The 15,740-nt window shown below is 35.0% G+C and carries 10 protein-coding genes, 1 tRNA gene and 1 pseudogene; 7 read left to right on the top strand and 5 right to left on the bottom strand.

Going from position 1 to position 15,740, the window contains the following annotated elements; translation table 11 throughout:
- Window positions 1–57: 57 nt before the first annotated feature.
- Window positions 58–2,304: a ribonuclease R gene (gene rnr / locus H0V01_14705; protein MBA2584620.1), complete on the bottom strand. Its 2,247-nt coding sequence runs from the start codon at window positions 2,302–2,304 to the stop codon at window positions 58–60.
- Between the two features lie 399 nt (window positions 2,305–2,703).
- On the opposite strand from rnr, the gene H0V01_14700 reads away from it, so the two are divergent.
- From H0V01_14700 to H0V01_14690, 3 genes and pseudogenes are all read left to right on the top strand, one after another.
- Window positions 2,704–4,074, top strand: coding sequence for an iron-sulfur cluster-binding protein (locus H0V01_14700; GenBank protein ID MBA2584619.1), 1,371 nt, complete (start codon window positions 2,704–2,706; stop codon window positions 4,072–4,074).
- Window positions 4,075–4,092: 18 nt separating this feature from the next.
- Window positions 4,093–4,323, top strand: a pseudogene (locus H0V01_14695) (type II toxin-antitoxin system HigB family toxin).
- 167 nt (window positions 4,324–4,490) lie between these two features.
- Complete coding sequence (locus H0V01_14690) at window positions 4,491–4,883, top strand: helix-turn-helix domain-containing protein (GenBank protein MBA2584618.1); 393 nt, start codon at window positions 4,491–4,493, stop codon at window positions 4,881–4,883.
- 234 nt (window positions 4,884–5,117) lie between these two features.
- On the opposite strand, the gene H0V01_14685 is transcribed toward H0V01_14690, so the two are convergent.
- Window positions 5,118–8,591, bottom strand: coding sequence for a T9SS type A sorting domain-containing protein (locus tag H0V01_14685; protein ID MBA2584617.1), 3,474 nt, complete (start codon window positions 8,589–8,591; stop codon window positions 5,118–5,120).
- Window positions 8,592–9,025: 434 nt separating this feature from the next.
- Between H0V01_14685 and H0V01_14680 the strand changes: the two genes are divergently transcribed.
- Complete coding sequence (locus H0V01_14680; protein MBA2584616.1) at window positions 9,026–9,172, top strand: hypothetical protein; 147 nt, start codon at window positions 9,026–9,028, stop codon at window positions 9,170–9,172.
- Between the two features lie 3 nt (window positions 9,173–9,175).
- Window positions 9,176–9,721 carry a GNAT family N-acetyltransferase gene (locus H0V01_14675; protein ID MBA2584615.1) on the top strand — a complete coding sequence of 182 codons (546 nt, stop codon included), beginning with the start codon at window positions 9,176–9,178 and terminating at the stop codon, window positions 9,719–9,721.
- A gap of 568 nt (window positions 9,722–10,289) precedes the next feature.
- Here the strand turns inward: H0V01_14675 and H0V01_14670 are convergent.
- Window positions 10,290–10,361: transfer RNA gene (locus H0V01_14670), tRNA-Arg, on the bottom strand.
- 303 nt (window positions 10,362–10,664) lie between these two features.
- On the opposite strand from H0V01_14670, the gene H0V01_14665 reads away from it, so the two are divergent.
- Window positions 10,665–11,747 (top strand): AI-2E family transporter, encoded by a 1,083-nt coding sequence (locus H0V01_14665; GenBank protein MBA2584614.1) that lies wholly within the window; start codon window positions 10,665–10,667, stop codon window positions 11,745–11,747.
- Window positions 11,748–11,785: 38 nt separating this feature from the next.
- On the opposite strand, the gene metG is transcribed toward H0V01_14665, so the two are convergent.
- On the bottom strand, window positions 11,786–13,828 hold the full coding sequence (metG, locus tag H0V01_14660; protein ID MBA2584613.1) for a methionine--tRNA ligase: 2,043 nt from the start codon (window positions 13,826–13,828) through the stop codon (window positions 11,786–11,788).
- Window positions 13,829–14,038: 210 nt separating this feature from the next.
- On the opposite strand from metG, the gene H0V01_14655 reads away from it, so the two are divergent.
- Entirely contained in the window at window positions 14,039–14,944 is a 906-nt protein-coding gene (locus H0V01_14655) for an LD-carboxypeptidase (protein MBA2584612.1), read from the top strand.
- A 166-nt stretch (window positions 14,945–15,110) separates the two neighbouring features.
- On the opposite strand, the gene H0V01_14650 is transcribed toward H0V01_14655, so the two are convergent.
- On the bottom strand, window positions 15,111–15,566 hold the full coding sequence (locus tag H0V01_14650) for a hypothetical protein (protein MBA2584611.1): 456 nt from the start codon (window positions 15,564–15,566) through the stop codon (window positions 15,111–15,113).
- Between the last annotated feature and the right edge of the window lie 174 nt (window positions 15,567–15,740).

Genomic DNA, 15,740 nt, shown 5'->3' with positions numbered 1-15,740 from the left:
TTCTTCTGTGCTTTGTTTCGCTTTTTATAATTGAAAATGGTGGGTTTTAAATTGAATTCAATCCTCTTCGGCAAGCATAAAATCGATTTGTTTTTTCATCAAATCAACCTTTTTTACTTCTATTTTTAATTTATCCCCTATTTGATACTTTTTTCCGTGTTTTTTCCCGATAAGGCAATATGACTCCTCATCGTAAATATAAAAATCACCTTCAATGTCTTTTATACGGATCATTCCCTCGCATTTATTTTCAATTATCTCAACATACAAGCCCCATTCTGTAACTCCAGAAATAACGCCATCAAATGCTTCCCCTATTCTTTCTTCAAGATACTGGGCTTGCTTGTATTTTATAGATGCTCTTTCTGCTTCAGAAGCAAGTTTTTCCATATCTGAGGAGTGTTTGCATTGCTCTTCCAGGCCTTCTGCTTTAACTGTTTTTCCTTCCAGGTATTGAGCCAGCAAGCGGTGAACCATTAAATCAGGATATCTACGAATGGGTGAGGTAAAATGAGAATAGTATTTAAAGCCTAATCCATAATGGCCAATGTTTTTTGTGGTATAAATTGCCTTTGCCATAGTGCGAATGGCAAGCTGGCTAATCATGTTTTCTTCTTTTTTTCCTTCTACCTCCTTAATCAACTTATTTAATGCAAAGGATGCATCCGCATTTGATTTTAGCGTCATTTTAAATCCTATCTTATTTACAAACTGCACAAAGGTTCTCAGTTTATCCTCATTAGGTGTGGGATGAATGCGGTAAACAAAGGGCCTTAAAGGATCAAGTTTAATTTCAGTTAACTGTTCGTCCTTGTTTTTATCCTTTATGTTTTTATGGTTAAGCTTGCCTTGCTTACCATTTGCTGATTCTTCTTTCTCTTTGCCATCAGAATTATCTGTATGCTTCATTCCAACAAATGTGGCAACTCTTCTGTTTGCTAAGAGCATAAAGTCCTCCACTAATTCATTAGAATCCTTTTGCTCCTTAATATAAACACCTATTGGGTTTCCTTTTTCATCCATTTTGAACTTAACTTCAATGGTATGGAAATCGATAGAGCCTATTTTAAAACGATCGGCCCTTAAAATTTTTGCCAGTCGGTCAAGTGTCAGCACTTCATCTTGAAAATCTCCTTTACCTGTTTCAATTACTTCCTGGGCCTCTTCGTATGTAAACCTTCTATCGGAATTTATTATGGTTCTTCCGAACCATTCTTTAATTAGCCTTGCATCATCATCCATTTCAAAAACTGCAGAAAAGCAAAGCTTTTCTTCGTTTGGCCTTAAGGAACAAACGTTGTTAGACAAAACCTCCGGGAGCATTGGCACTACCCTGTCAACAAGGTAAATAGAAGTAGCCCTGTTAAAAGCTTCTTTGTCAATCCCTGAGCCTTCCTTCACATAATGTGAAACATCGGCAATGTGTACTCCTATTTCCCAATTGCCATTTTCAAGTTTACGAATGGATAAAGCATCATCAAAATCTTTAGCATCAACCGGGTCAATGGTAAAGGTTGTGATTTTGCGAAAATCCCTTCTTTTCTCAATTTCTTGTTGTGAAATTTCTATAGGAATTTTATCCGCCAGTATTTCCACATCTCTGGGAAATGAATAAGGCAAACCAAATTCTGCTAAAATTGCATGCATTTCTACATCGTTATCGCCCGGTTCACCTAATACATCAATTATTTCACCTACCGGGTTTTTACCTCCTCTGGGCCATTCTGTAATTCTTCCAATTGCTTTTTGTCCATCCTTTGCGCCTTTTAAATGTTCCAGGGGAATAAACAAATCAACATTCATTTTTGTGCTATCCGGAATAAGGAAAGCAAAACGTGCAGAAAGTTGAACTCTTCCAACGAATTCAGTTCGTGCTCTTTTTATAATTTCAACTATTTCACCATCTGTTGAACCCGTTTTCTTGTTACTGATTATATACACCTTTACAGTGTCTCCATGCATGGCCGTTCTTACGAATTTTGGGGCTACATATACATCTTCTTCCAAATCATCTGTAATTACATAGGCAGCTCCATTTCCCTTTAAATCTACAACACCTGTAATGTAGGGATTGGAAACATTCATTTTAAAGCATCCTCTTTGCGCTTCTTCCAACACATTCCTATCCTTTAATTCAACTAAAATTTCATTTATCAGTGTTCTTGTCGCAGGATCATCCATGCGAAGAATTCCGGCAATTTGCTTGTAATTAAATGCTTTTTTAGGATTCTTTTCAAGAATAGAAGTAATATCTTTTGTTAATATAGACTTTATAGGATCTTTGGATTTGTGTTTTTTTTTCATTGCTGTAATTTGATATCCGTTCAAATGGGTTTTGGCAATTCACCTTTTTGTAGCACTGCGCATCGGAAAATGAACTTTTCCATTTAATTATATAAAGATAGAAATTATAAATTTACTTTTTAGGGGAATCATGGAGGGAAATAAATTTATGGCTATTAAAATAGTAAAATTAAATCTGCATATAAAATGATCCCGCAGGATTAAATTTCACCATTAATGCAATATTTAGGCCCCGTTTAGTCTACATTTTACCCATCCAAAAGACCAAAAAATAATTTTTAGACAATCATTTTCCTCAATTAACAATTTTAAGTTCATTAAAACTGTAAATTCCTATTAATTAGCATATAATTTAACTTAAATTTGTCTTTCCAGTAATGATACTGCAATAATCAAGCTATGGCTCCACATTTAGATTCGTTTTTAATTGCTTCAAAAAAGGCATTTGACCTGGATCACAGGAAAAAATTAAATTTCAACATTTCCAAATACGATCATTCAGTAGTTCTTGGAAAAGAACAATACAGCAACCTGGACCTGGCCAAGACCAGGGCTGCCCATTTAAAAAACAAAGTAATTGATAACCTGGAAAAGTACCTTATTGAATTTGAAGCCAATTTTACCAAAAAGGGCGGAAAAGTAATTTGGGCACAAGATACAGAGGAGGCACTAAAAGAAGTATTTCAGATACTGGAGAAACACAACACAAAGATTGTGGTTAAGTCAAAATCAATGGTTACCGAGGAAATCGGTTTGAATAAAGCTTTAGAAAAAAGGCAAATAGAAACAGTGGAAACAGATTTGGGCGAATACATTCAACAATTGGATGGCGAGCCACCCTATCATATTGTTACCCCTGCCATGCATAAATCAAAGGAGGATGTGGCAAAGTTGTTTCATGAAAAATTCAATTTACCATTAGACAGTTCCCCGGCTGATATAACAGCTTATGTGAGAGAAAAGCTAAGGGATAAATTCAGAACTGCCCAAGCAGGCATAACCGGTGCAAATTTTTTAATTGCTGATTCTGGCGCCATAGCCATAACAGAAAACGAAGGAAATGCTTTGATGTCAATGGCTTTTCCAAAAGTTCATATTGCCATTGCCGGTATTGAAAAATTAATTCCCTCAACCAAAGACCTTGACCTTTTCTGGCCTCTTTTAGCCACGCATGGAACGGGACAAAATCTCACCGTTTATAATACCATTATTAATGGTCCACGCCAAGCAGGAGAAACAGACGGGCCTGAGGAAATGTATGTTATTTTACTTGATAATGGAAGAACAAACTTACTTGCCCAACCCGAACAGCGCAGGGCCTTGTCTTGTATTCGTTGTGGAGCTTGCCTGAATGCATGCCCTGTATATAAAAACATTGGCGGACATTCCTATGGAACTACTTACAGTGGCCCAATTGGTGCGGTTATTATGCCTCATCTTGAAGGAATGGAAAAGAATAAGCACCTTAGCTTTGCCTCCTCATTATGCGGAAAATGCACTGAAGTGTGCCCTGTTAAAATAGAATTGCATAAAATGCTTTTATACAACAGAAAGGATTCTGTGAAACAAAGCTTAAGCACAAAGTCGGAAAACTGGTCCATGTTTTTTTGGAAAGCAGCCATGCTAAAGAGAAGCACCATGGAAAAAGGAGGAGCAAACTTAAAAAATTTCATGCTAAAACGCCTCTTCAAAAAAGCCTGGGGAGAAAAAAGGGACTTGCCTAAAATTGCTCCTAAGTCTTTTAATCAGATTTGGAAAGAGAAAAAATAAAGCCTTTGTCTAACTGCTTTGAACAGGTGGTATTAATTATGCAAAAAATCTGATTGGAACAACCTTAACGATGTTAAAGCTTCATTCAGTAAAAGCGTTGATTTTGTCGGGAATGACAGGTATGTATTCAATATCGGAGGAAATAAATACAGATTAGTGATATTGTTGTTTTTTAATATCAGAACTATGTATATCCGCTTTATTGGCACACATGCTGATTATGATAAGATAGATTGCTCAAACATATAATTGTAAAACTAAAAATCGTTAATATGAAATTGGAATACAACCAAGGTCACATACACTAATCGAATATAACATGGCTCCCGATAAATCGCGTGACAATTAAAAAACAAATGCTTTAGCATTCATGAGTTCCTTAATGGAATAATTAAAAATGAATAAATTATATACCTATGAAAACCTCACAAATCAAGAATAGGGAAGAATATGACGAAGTGATGAAAAGAATAGAAAAATCACTTCAGAAAATTACCCAGCTTGGCGGAATAGATAAATTACCATCAAAGGCTGTGAAGACCCTAAAGGAACTTTCCCTAATGGCCGAAGAATATGAAGATAGTATTCCTTTGATGCCAATAAAGAAGCCAACAAATATTATTGAGATGATTAGGTATAAAATGTTTGAGATGAATCTGAAACAAAAGCAACTTGCAAAGCTTTTAGAAGTGAGTGAAACACGTCTATCAGAATTACTTTCTGGCAAAAGAAAACTTACAATTGAACTGGCCAAGAAATTACATGCAAAACTAAATATTGATGCTCAATTCATATTGGAAGTAGCATAACTTAAAGAAATAATAAGAAAATTACTTTATTTCTAGCCTTTAAACATAATGTTCAAGGGGTTTTCTTTAAATCTGTTTCGACTTATTTAATATTACTATGCTTGTTGGAAAACAATTCCTTACCGATTTATTTTCCAACAAGCTCCCCCTGTATCTTTCATAAATTTAAATGGGTACAAAAATAAAATCATGAAAATTTTATTTTTGTACCCATTGTATTTTAAAAAAAACGTACTAATTCTTAATTATTTTATTGTTTATAAGGGTGTTGTTGTTTTGAATAGTAAGATTATAAACACCAGGGGCCATTTCAGAGATATCCAAACTATATTCTAATTTTCCTGAAACTTCTATTTGTTCGGACTTAACACATTCTCCCAATAAATTATAAACCTTTAATTCGGTTTTGCCATTTAAATCTTCAGATAAAAGAGTAAATAGCCCGCTGCTAGGATTTGGATAGATCTCAACCTTACTATTCTGGTTTATTTTCTCAATGCTACTTGTATTTAGGGTGTAAATACCGGAGGTTGCACTACAACCATTAGCATCGGTAATGGTAACAGTATAATCTCCATCTAAGGTTGCCGTGTATAATTGTGAGTTTGAACCACTTATTACAATTCCGTTCCAAGACCATTGATAAGAATTTCCTGTAGATGAAACAAGAATATTATTGCTTGGGGTAATAGCGGGTATTGCAGGGTTGGGATGAATGCTCATGCTTACATTGTTTGAGATAGCAGGAGAATTTGTAACACAATTAGCATTGGACAGCATTGAGCAGGTGATATTGTTCCCATTTGCCAGGGTTGAATTGGAATAAGTAGCACCATTTCCAACAACACTACTTCCATTTACCATCCATTGATATGCCGGAGAGGAACCACCATTATTAGGAGTGGCTGTAAAAACCACAGGTGCTGCCGGACAAACCGGGTTAACATCCGCTGCAATAGCAACACTTGCTGCAACAACCTGGTCAATGCTCATAGTAACTGTATTTGAAACAGCTGTTGGATTTGAAGCACAACTAAGAGAAGAAGTGATTTCACAAGTTACATTATCATTATTAACCAAAGCACTATTTGAATACGTATTGCTATTTGCTCCCACATTACTTCCATTTAATTTCCACTGATAAGCTGGGCTTGTTCCCCCGTTCACAGGAGTAGCAGTAAAAATAATAGTACTTCCCGCACAGGCAGAATTAGCACTTGCACTAATACTTACACTTGTGGCAGCAGAAGACAACATACTCATAACGATGGTATTTGAATTAACAGTAGAAACAGTGGCACAGCTTGAAGAAGAAGTCATTGTACATTCAATTTCGTCACCATTATTCAGGGCAGAACTGGAGTAAGTGTTACTGTTTGTCCCAACATTGCTTCCATTAAGTTTCCATTGGTATGCAGGAGTTGTTCCTCCACCTGTTTGAGAAGATGTGAAAGTAACCAGAGAACCAACGCATGCAGGGTTTGCATCTGTTGATATACCCAGTGTTGGAGTTATTGAAGAAACCACACTGATGGTTAATGCAGCAGACATTGCTGGCGATCCCATTACACAGGGTGCATTAGAGGTCATTTCACAACTTACAACATCTCCATTATTAAAGGATGGGGAAGAAAAAACATTGCTGTTTGTTCCTGCATTTGCTCCGTTTAACTTCCATTGATAGATAGGTGCTGTACCTCCATTAATGGGGGTAGCAGTAAATGTAACCATTTCCCCTGCACATATTATTGTATTGTTGGCAGCAATCGAAATACCTGCATTTACTGTGGGATTTGAAGAAACATTTAAAGTTTGAGCAGCACTGCTTCCACAAGAATTATTAGCAGTAACTTGAATTGTGCCGCTTGCACTACCTGTTGTGGTAGAAATAGATGAAGTAGAAGAAGAACCATTCCATCCCGAAGGCAGGTTCCAGGTATAATTAATGGCTCCAGCAACCGGTGCTATGGAATAACTCTCAGTATTCCCTTCGCATACATTTATACTTCCGGAAATGGCACCTGGCTGAGCTGGGGTTGGCAATACCGAAATGTAATTGTTCTTAGTTTCTACGTCTGAACCAGAGGACCCATTTATTGTAAGGCTTATTGTTTTATTTCCTGCTGTAGAATAACTAACATTATGGGGTCCCACACCTGTTGCTGAGGCAGGGAAGGCTCCGGCACCAAAATTCCAGGAATAGGAAGTAATTGATCCTGTTGATGTACTGGTAAATGCTACCTGGTTTCCAGTACAAACACTGGTTTGATTGGCAGTAAAATCAGCATTCGGCAACGAGGAGGAAGTATGAACTATTATTGAGGGAACCGGATTTCCTGCAAATCCGGTATACCAGGTATTATTCGCATATACAGGAAAATTTGAATTCAAATCATTATTGGTTGCAGCATTTAAAGCATAGTTTGACTGATTGTCATAACCTACATTTATATCCTGATCATATAGATTCAAACAAGCCATATATTTAGTGTTACTGTTCAATATTACAGGGGAGGCAAAATTTGAAGTTACAAACTGCCCCTGTAAATCCTGGGTATAATCATAATATTCCTGATCAACTAAAAAAATATCATTAAAAGACTGATTCCATTGGTATAATTCTGTAATTACAGTTTTACCAAGAAGTGAAATACCAGCAGGAGTGGTACTGCTAAAAGAAATTGAATCTACCTGAACCCTGTTTAAATTATTATCATCCATATAAATGCACCATCTCCAATTACTTGAAGAATTAGCCTTAGTATGGGTTGTTGAAATAGGCTGTAAACTAACAGAATCTATCCTGGTTTTTGAATAAATGGAATTGTTGATCCAAAAGTTAAATTTCAGATCATTATTATTGTTGGGAAAATCATCTGTCACACTGGAGGTAACAGAATAGGTATGGGTATAGTACCCAGGGTTATAAGAAGGTTGAGAAAAAGCGGGTAAAGGAATAAAAACACTGTCTCCGGAATTAATTGAATAGGCAGAGGATGTTTGGTTGTATAATACATTTGCTCCTAACCTCACTAAAGAGGATAGGGATACACCTGTTTGATTATTTGTACCATAATTAACTACCCAGGCGCCTAAGGGAATAGAAAAGTCGGCACTAGTCTGAGCCAATAAACTGGGAATGGAAAAACTCTTGGCTTTTAATACATCTTTACTGGAAATACCAATGTCATTTGGATAAAGTCCAAACTGGGTTCCAATACACGCATTAACAGTTCCTGCATTAATATGAGGCCTTAACAAGGCTCCATCCTCCATACCTATCATAATTGTAGGTATGGTTACAAATGGCCCATCATCTCCAGCTGCCATGCCTATAGGTCCTCCAGTTACATTATTTACAATAATAACCGCAATTGCACCAGCTAATTGAGCTTGATAAGCTTTCTTTCCAAATTGGCATGAGCCACGGTAAACAACCGCTATTTTTCCGTTGACTTGTGCTGAATTAATCAAAGGGTTGCATCCTAAGGAATCTCCTGTTGTATTATCTCTTACAACTACCAATGTGCCACAAACCATAGGTGCTGTGGCCATATCAATTCCCCATGTGTTATCGACAAAAGTAATGGGATAAGTCCCAGCCACACTTGCAGGTGAATTTACAAGAAATACAATTTGTGCAGATAAAGGATTTTGAATAAATCCGTATGCAATAAAAAAAGTAATGATAAGTAGTTTGTTTCTCATGATTTTATAATTTTTACTGCTAAATTAAATTATAATTACGATAAACAAATGTTTTTTATCTGCAATTTTTAAAAATGCTGTATTATCAGGCTTTTTACTACAAGGTTTAGTAACCCCCTAATCCAATTAAGGATAAGCACAATGAACAGTGCTGCAGGAGGATAATCAGAATCTTGATGAATTACTGGACAAGAAAAAAAAACCTAAGCCCCAGCCACAGATTGGATATAAAAAAAACAAGTAGTAACTTCCACAGTCCCATCCACGGGGAACTAATGAACAATTACTTTCCCTTAAGATAAGGCATCGTTTTTGAAGGAAATTAGTGGTAAATACATGTAAACTAAAACATTTAAAGTAATAACTACGTTTAAAAGGAAGTAAAAGAAGGGGAAGTTCCAGTAAATTATTAAATTTGAAAAACAATAAAGATTATGGCAACTCCAATTAAACCCACTCCTTTACTAAAAGGTAAGTCTTCTGAAAGATTTAACCGCCTTCTTGCATCCAATAAGAAAGCAACCAAGGAAGTAAAAGAAAGAATTAGCAGTATAGTTAAAAAAGTTCTATCAAATAAATAATACTTGGAGCTTTTTGATTTCAAATTCAAATTATTTTCAACAGAAATTGATATTTCTGAGTTTGACTGTAAAGATGCAGACATAAATGCATTTTTAAGAGATGACGCCCTAAACTACCAAAGACAATTGATGGCAAACACATATGTGTTTACAAAAGGTGAAACAGGAAAAGAGAAGGTAGTAGCTTTTTTCTGTATCTCAAATGATTGTTTGAATGATCTTTATGATAATAGCGCTTTTAATAAGCTTCACAGGAAAATAAAACTTCCTAATGAAAAAAGAATTAGACAGTACCCTGCTGTAAAAGTTGGTAGGTTAGGTGTTGATAATAAATATCATGGAACTGGAATTTCTTATCAGTTGATGGATTTTATCAAGGGTTACTCAATAATGGATTCTAAACCTGCTTGTAGGTTATTACTATTGGATGCCTACAATAAACCTAAACAGCTATCCTTTTATGCAAAAAATGGTTTTGAATTTCTTTTATCAACAGGTGTTGAAGATAAAACCAGAATAATGTATTTCGACTTGCTTACGCTTCACTAAATTTCAATTTTAAAATTATCGGTAAACTCCCTTTGTTATTTTTGATATAAGAACAGAAAATGACAGACTTTTGTACATTCAAAAACTAATAATTTGTATTTTGATTTTTATAGCGCATAATCTAAACAGATGTAAATTCTGCAATGTGGGGATTGGAGTTGTTTTTTTTGTTTCGTCTTAAATCCTATGGATTCTCTGGGTTCTTACGTTTGGATTTAAAAGTTCTTTCAAAGCTTTAAAAATAAGCTGGGTTTCTTCTTCCTGATTTTTGGTCTTTCCTTCTTGTTTAAGGATTTTCTTTTCAAACTGCTCCATCTTTAATAATATCCTTATTTGTTAAAAGAACCTCCCGAATACGGCTAAAAATACGTACTCCACAATCTATATAAATCCTTCGAGTAGGGATGCAGTAAAAATGGTATGCAAAAAAAGCTTAACTCCTTTCATTTGCTTATCAATTACTTTTATTTATACTCAAAATAAAGTTTGCTGTTTCTTTGAAAAATTTGGACCAAATAAAAAAGAAAAAAAAGACAAAAAATAAAAAGCCAGTTGTTAAACTGGCTTGTGATCTCGACAAGAATCGAACTTGTATCTAAAGTTTAGGAAACTTCTATTCTATCCGTTGAACTACGAGACCAATAAAAAAATTACTGCTGTTTTTTTTGTTTGACAACAGTTAAATTTTAAAAAATTAAGGTTGCAAATATAAAGATAATAAGGAGAAAAACTTCCTAATTAAACACTTTAGCAAACTTTAGCTAGGTTGCTGTATTTTAAAATAGGATTGAGTTCGGCTCATCCAATAAATTACTGCCAAATTAACAACAACGTTTTCCTTACAAATTGCTTCAAACGCTTATTTACCTGTTTATATCTCAACCTTGGTTTTTGGAGGTTATTGTATTAACTTTAAATAAAGAAAAAGTTAAAATTTATTGTTATGAATTCATTTTGGAAAATAAACAATATTATTGTTTTTGGCTTTGGATTTTTTTCCGCTCTTTATTTTGGCTATTCCTTTTTTATCCCTTTAACTTTTGGCATTATTCTCTCGATGCTATTACTTCCTGTATGTCAGAAACTCGAAAAATGGGGAATTCATAGGATGATTGCCATAATTATAAGCATTTTCATTTTGATTTTAACTGGAACTGCACTCATAACAGTAATGGCTTCCCAGGTTGCCAATTTTAAAAATGACCTTCCCAGCTTCAAATCCTCGTTGTTAGCTAAGGAGAAACAAACTCAGGAGTATATTTCAGAAAAACTGGATATTTCCATAGAACAACAAAAATCTTTTTTTAAAAACTCCTCAATAATACAGGAAGGTGAAAAAACAGTTTCAGGATTCCTGGGCAGCTTTTTAGGTTTTCTTACAGATGTAATTCTGATACTGGTTTACATAATTTTTTTTCTTTTAAAAAGGGAAAAATATGAAGAATTTATAATCCGTATAAGTAAAAACAATAACCCGGAAAAAATAAGCAGCACGTTGCACAAGATAAGCAAGGTTAGCACTCAATATCTGATAGGGAGATTAATTTCCATTCTAATTTTAAGTGCATTGTATATAATTGGTTTATCAGCATTGGGACTTAAACATGCTGTATTAACAGGAAGTATCGCTGCTTTTTTAACAATAGTGCCCTATGTTGGTACATTTATAGGCGGCCTAATTCCTGCAAGTGCCGCTGTTTTGTCAGGCACCACTAATCCTTTATCCGTACTTGCTGTGGTTTTTTTTATTCAGTTAATTGATGATTATTTTATAGAACCTTATATTATTGGCGGACAAATAAACATAAGTCCATTAGCCGTTATTATGGCTATTGTAACAGGAGGAATATTATGGGGAATTGCAGGAATGATTTTGTTCATCCCTTTATTTGGAATGGCCAAAATAATATTCGATCAAGTGCCTTACCTTCAACCCTTAGGGGACTTAATTGGACCTAAAAAAAACAAAGAAAACAGATGGAAAAAAAGGATTGGAAAATTCCTGGATAATTTATTTAAGCGCTGATTTAACTTTATCCCTTTCCATAAAAAACAAATCCTGGATTAACGAATTGTACCTCCATTGGAAATTTCCTGGTCGGGCCCAATAAATATAAGGCTGCCATTTAAATCTTCGGCCATTAAAATCATTCCTTTTGATTCAATTCCTTTAATTTTTCTTGGGGCAAGATTTACCAAAACACTTACTTTTTTTCCGATTATTTTTTCCGGTTCAAAAAATTCGGCAATCCCTGAAACAATCGTACGCTTATCTATACCTAAATCCACTTGCAGTTTAAGTAGTTTTTGCGTTTTGGGCACTCGCTCCGCAGCTATGATTGTTCCAACACGAATATCAAGTTTACTGAAATCCTCAAAAGTTGTTTCCTCCTTAAATGCGGGAATAACCAGGTTTTGTTGTTTTGTTGCGCTTAATTTTTCAACCTGCGCTTCTATTGCAGGATCTTCAATCTTTTCAAAAAGCAATTCGGCATCTTTTATTAAGGTACCTGCTTGCAAATTATCCTGTTTTCCGGCTTTTTCCCATCCATCAAAAGAAAAATTCAGCATTGAGGCAAGTTTTTTACTGGTAAAAGGCATGAATGGTTCTGTGGCAATGGCAAGACTTGCTGCTATTTGCAAACTGATATTTAATATTGTTTTTACCCTTTGCTCATCTGTTTTTATTAATTTCCATGGTTCGGTATCAGCAAGGTATTTATTTCCAAGCCTGGCAAGGTTCATTGTTTCTGCAAGGGCTTCCCTAAAACGGTATAATTCAATACTGTGGCTGATTTTAGCTGGTATTTTTGAAAGGGCATCTAAAACCTCCTTGTCATAATCAGACAATTTACCAATTTCAGGCACTTTTCCTTCATAATATTTATGCGTTAAAACCAAGGCACGGTTAATGAAATTTCCGAAAATGGCAACAAGTTCATTGTTGTTTTTAGCTTGAAAATCCTTCCATGTAAAATCATTGTCTTTGGTTTCCGGAGCATTGGAACAAAGCACATACCTTAATACGTCCTGCTTATTGGGGAAATCAATAAGGTATTCATGCAACCATACCGCCCAATTCCTTGAAGTAGAAATTTTATCTCCCTCTAAATTTAAAAACTCATTGGCAGGTACATTTGCCGGAAGAATATAATCACCATCGGCCATTAACATTGCAGGGAAAATAATGCAATGGAAAACGATATTGTCCTTGCCTATAAAATGCACCAGGCTTGTCTCCTTATCTTTCCAATAAAGTTCCCAATTATCGGGGTTATCCGTTTTTGAAAAATATTCTTTTGTAGCAGAAATATATCCAATAGGTGCATCAAACCAAACATACAAAACCTTGCCCTCTGCTCCTTCAATGGGAACAGGTACTCCCCAATCCAAATCCCTTGTTACTGCTCTAGGTTGCAATCCCTGATCCAGCCATGATTTACACTGTCCGTAAACATTTGTTTTCCAATCGTGTTTATGCTCATCAAGTATCCATTTGCTGAGTCTTTCCTGGTATTTATTAAGGGGCAGATACCAGTGTTTTGTTTCTTTTAAAACAGGCTTTTTGCCGCTTAATTTAGAAACCGGATTAATCAATTCAGTTGGATCAAGGGAACTCCCACATTTTTCACACTGATCACCATATGCATTTTCATTTCCGCATTTTGGACAAGTACCCGTAATGTTCCTGTCGGTAAGAAACATCTGAAACTCATGATCATAATACTGACTTGTGACTTTTTCTTCAAAAATGCCTTTATCGTATAATTTTTTAAAGAAATCAGAAGAAGTCTGATGATGCATTGGCGAGGATGTGCGCGAATAAATATCAAAACTTATTCCAAAATCTCTAAAAGAATCTCCAATAATTTTATGGTATTTATCCACTACTTTTTGAGGACTTATTCCCTCCTGCTTTGCTTTAATTGTTATAGGAACACCATGTTCATCTGAACCACAAACAAAGAGCACATCCTTTTTCAGCAGCCTTAAATAACGTGCATAGATATCTGCAGGAATGTAAACTCCGGCAAGATGGCCAATGTGAACTGGGCCATTAGTATAAGGCAGGGCTGCTGTAATGGTATGTCTTTTCAATGTGATGATTTATTATTCGATAATTTTCGCAAATATAAAGTTAATTCATTTAACCTACTTTGTGAAATTTAGAAACCTTAAGTATTCACACCTGATTTTACAATCCCTCATAGATCTAAAATAACAAATGAAAATAGAAAAATCATGGATTCAATTAATCAAATCAAACAAAAAAATTAATTTAAACTTGTAACTTGCGGGTGTAACTATTAAAAAAAAATGAAAATACCTGCATATCTGAAAAAAGGGGATACAATTGGCATAGTTTCTACAGCCAGGAAGATAAGTCCACAAGAAGTGGCTCCAGCTGTTGAACAATTCGAAAAATGGGGACTAAAAGTTGTATTTGGTGAAGATCTGTTCAATGTTTTCCATCAATTTGCAGGTACTGATGAGCAGCGTGTGCTTGATTTACAAAAGATGCTTGATGAACCTAAGGTAAAGGCCATAATTTGTGCAAGAGGAGGCTATGGAACAGTAAGAATTATAGATCGCCTTGATTTCTCGGAATTTGCTAAAAACCCAAAATGGATTGCCGGTTTTAGTGATGTTACTGTTTTACATTCCCATATTCAGCAGAATTTATCCATTGCAACATTACATTGTGCAATGCCGGTTAATTTTCCAAACGATGGATCCTTTTGCGATGCTGTAGAAACCATAAGGAAAGCACTTTTTGGTGAACCCTTAAGTTACCTGATAGAAAACAATTATCTCAATAGAACTGGAACAGGCCAAGGTACGCTTACTGGAGGCAATTTATCTATTTTATATAGCTTATCCGGAACATGCTCACAAGCAATCACAAATGGTAAAATTTTACTTCTTGAAGACCTGGATGAATACCTATACCATTTGGACAGGATGATGATAAACCTGAAAAGAACAGGAATGCTGGAAAATTTATCCGGTTTAATTGTAGGTGGCATGAATGATATGAAGGACAATGCTGTCCCTTTTGGAAAAAGTCCTGAAGAGATTGTTGTGGATGCTGTAAAAGAATATAATTACCCTGTTTGTTTTAATTTTCCTTCAGGACATATAAAAGAAAATAAGGCAATAATTTTAGGAGGGCGGGTTGTTTTAGATGTAGGGGCAGAAAAAAGCAGTCTGAATTATATATAAGCAGAAGCTTTGCAGATAAATGAAATGGTTTATGTTCATTTATTCGAAAAAAATTCAAAGATTTTTCTTTTGCTTCTGGTATTTTGAACACAATTATCCATGCTGGTTTATTGTGGAGTTTATAGGGAGGCAAACCAAAGTGGAAATTAATGGCATAATTAATTCTTTATTCCTCCAACAATCCTGAAAAAGAAAAACTTTCCACTTCCTTACCTGTTTGCGCCCAAACCATTATTCCTTCAATTTCTTTGTTTTTAACTGCTCCTTTCCAAATTCTAACACCTTCAACATCATTGATAGTTTCTGTTTCAAAAATAATTGAGTCCTCCATTTCACTCACTGTATATTCACTCTTTTCCAGAGAAAACAGTTTACATTCATTGGAAATAAATGCATCGTGAAAAAACAGTATGTCATTAATCTTTTGAAATTCATCTTCATTATTTTGCAGTGTTATATTGAATTTTTTGCCCGATAATTTTCCAACAATTTCCATCTCCTGTGAGAATAATTCATTGTATACATAAATCAAAAGCATAGTGGTTAATGCCGCTTGTCTTGAACCTGCTATTCCCTGTGGAGGACTTCCTTGCATAAGTATGGTTCTCATTGTAGTTTTCATAGCTAATATTTATTGATCCGTTGTTAAACACTTAAAAATTTCCTGCCAATTCGCTTTTTTTTAAGAAAAAAAATAAACCACCAATAAATACGGGAAAAAATGAGAATAATCAAAAAGATTCTACTTAAGAATTTTGATCTTGTTCTGGATTGAAAATAAAATTCCCAAAGCGGG

It is taken from the genome of Bacteroidota bacterium, from assembly GCA_013696965.1.
Classification (GTDB): domain Bacteria; phylum Bacteroidota; class Bacteroidia; order JACCXN01; family JACCXN01; genus JACCXN01.
The sequence above is the reverse complement of the archived record's forward strand: the minus strand, read 5'-3'. Positions and strand labels throughout refer to the sequence as shown.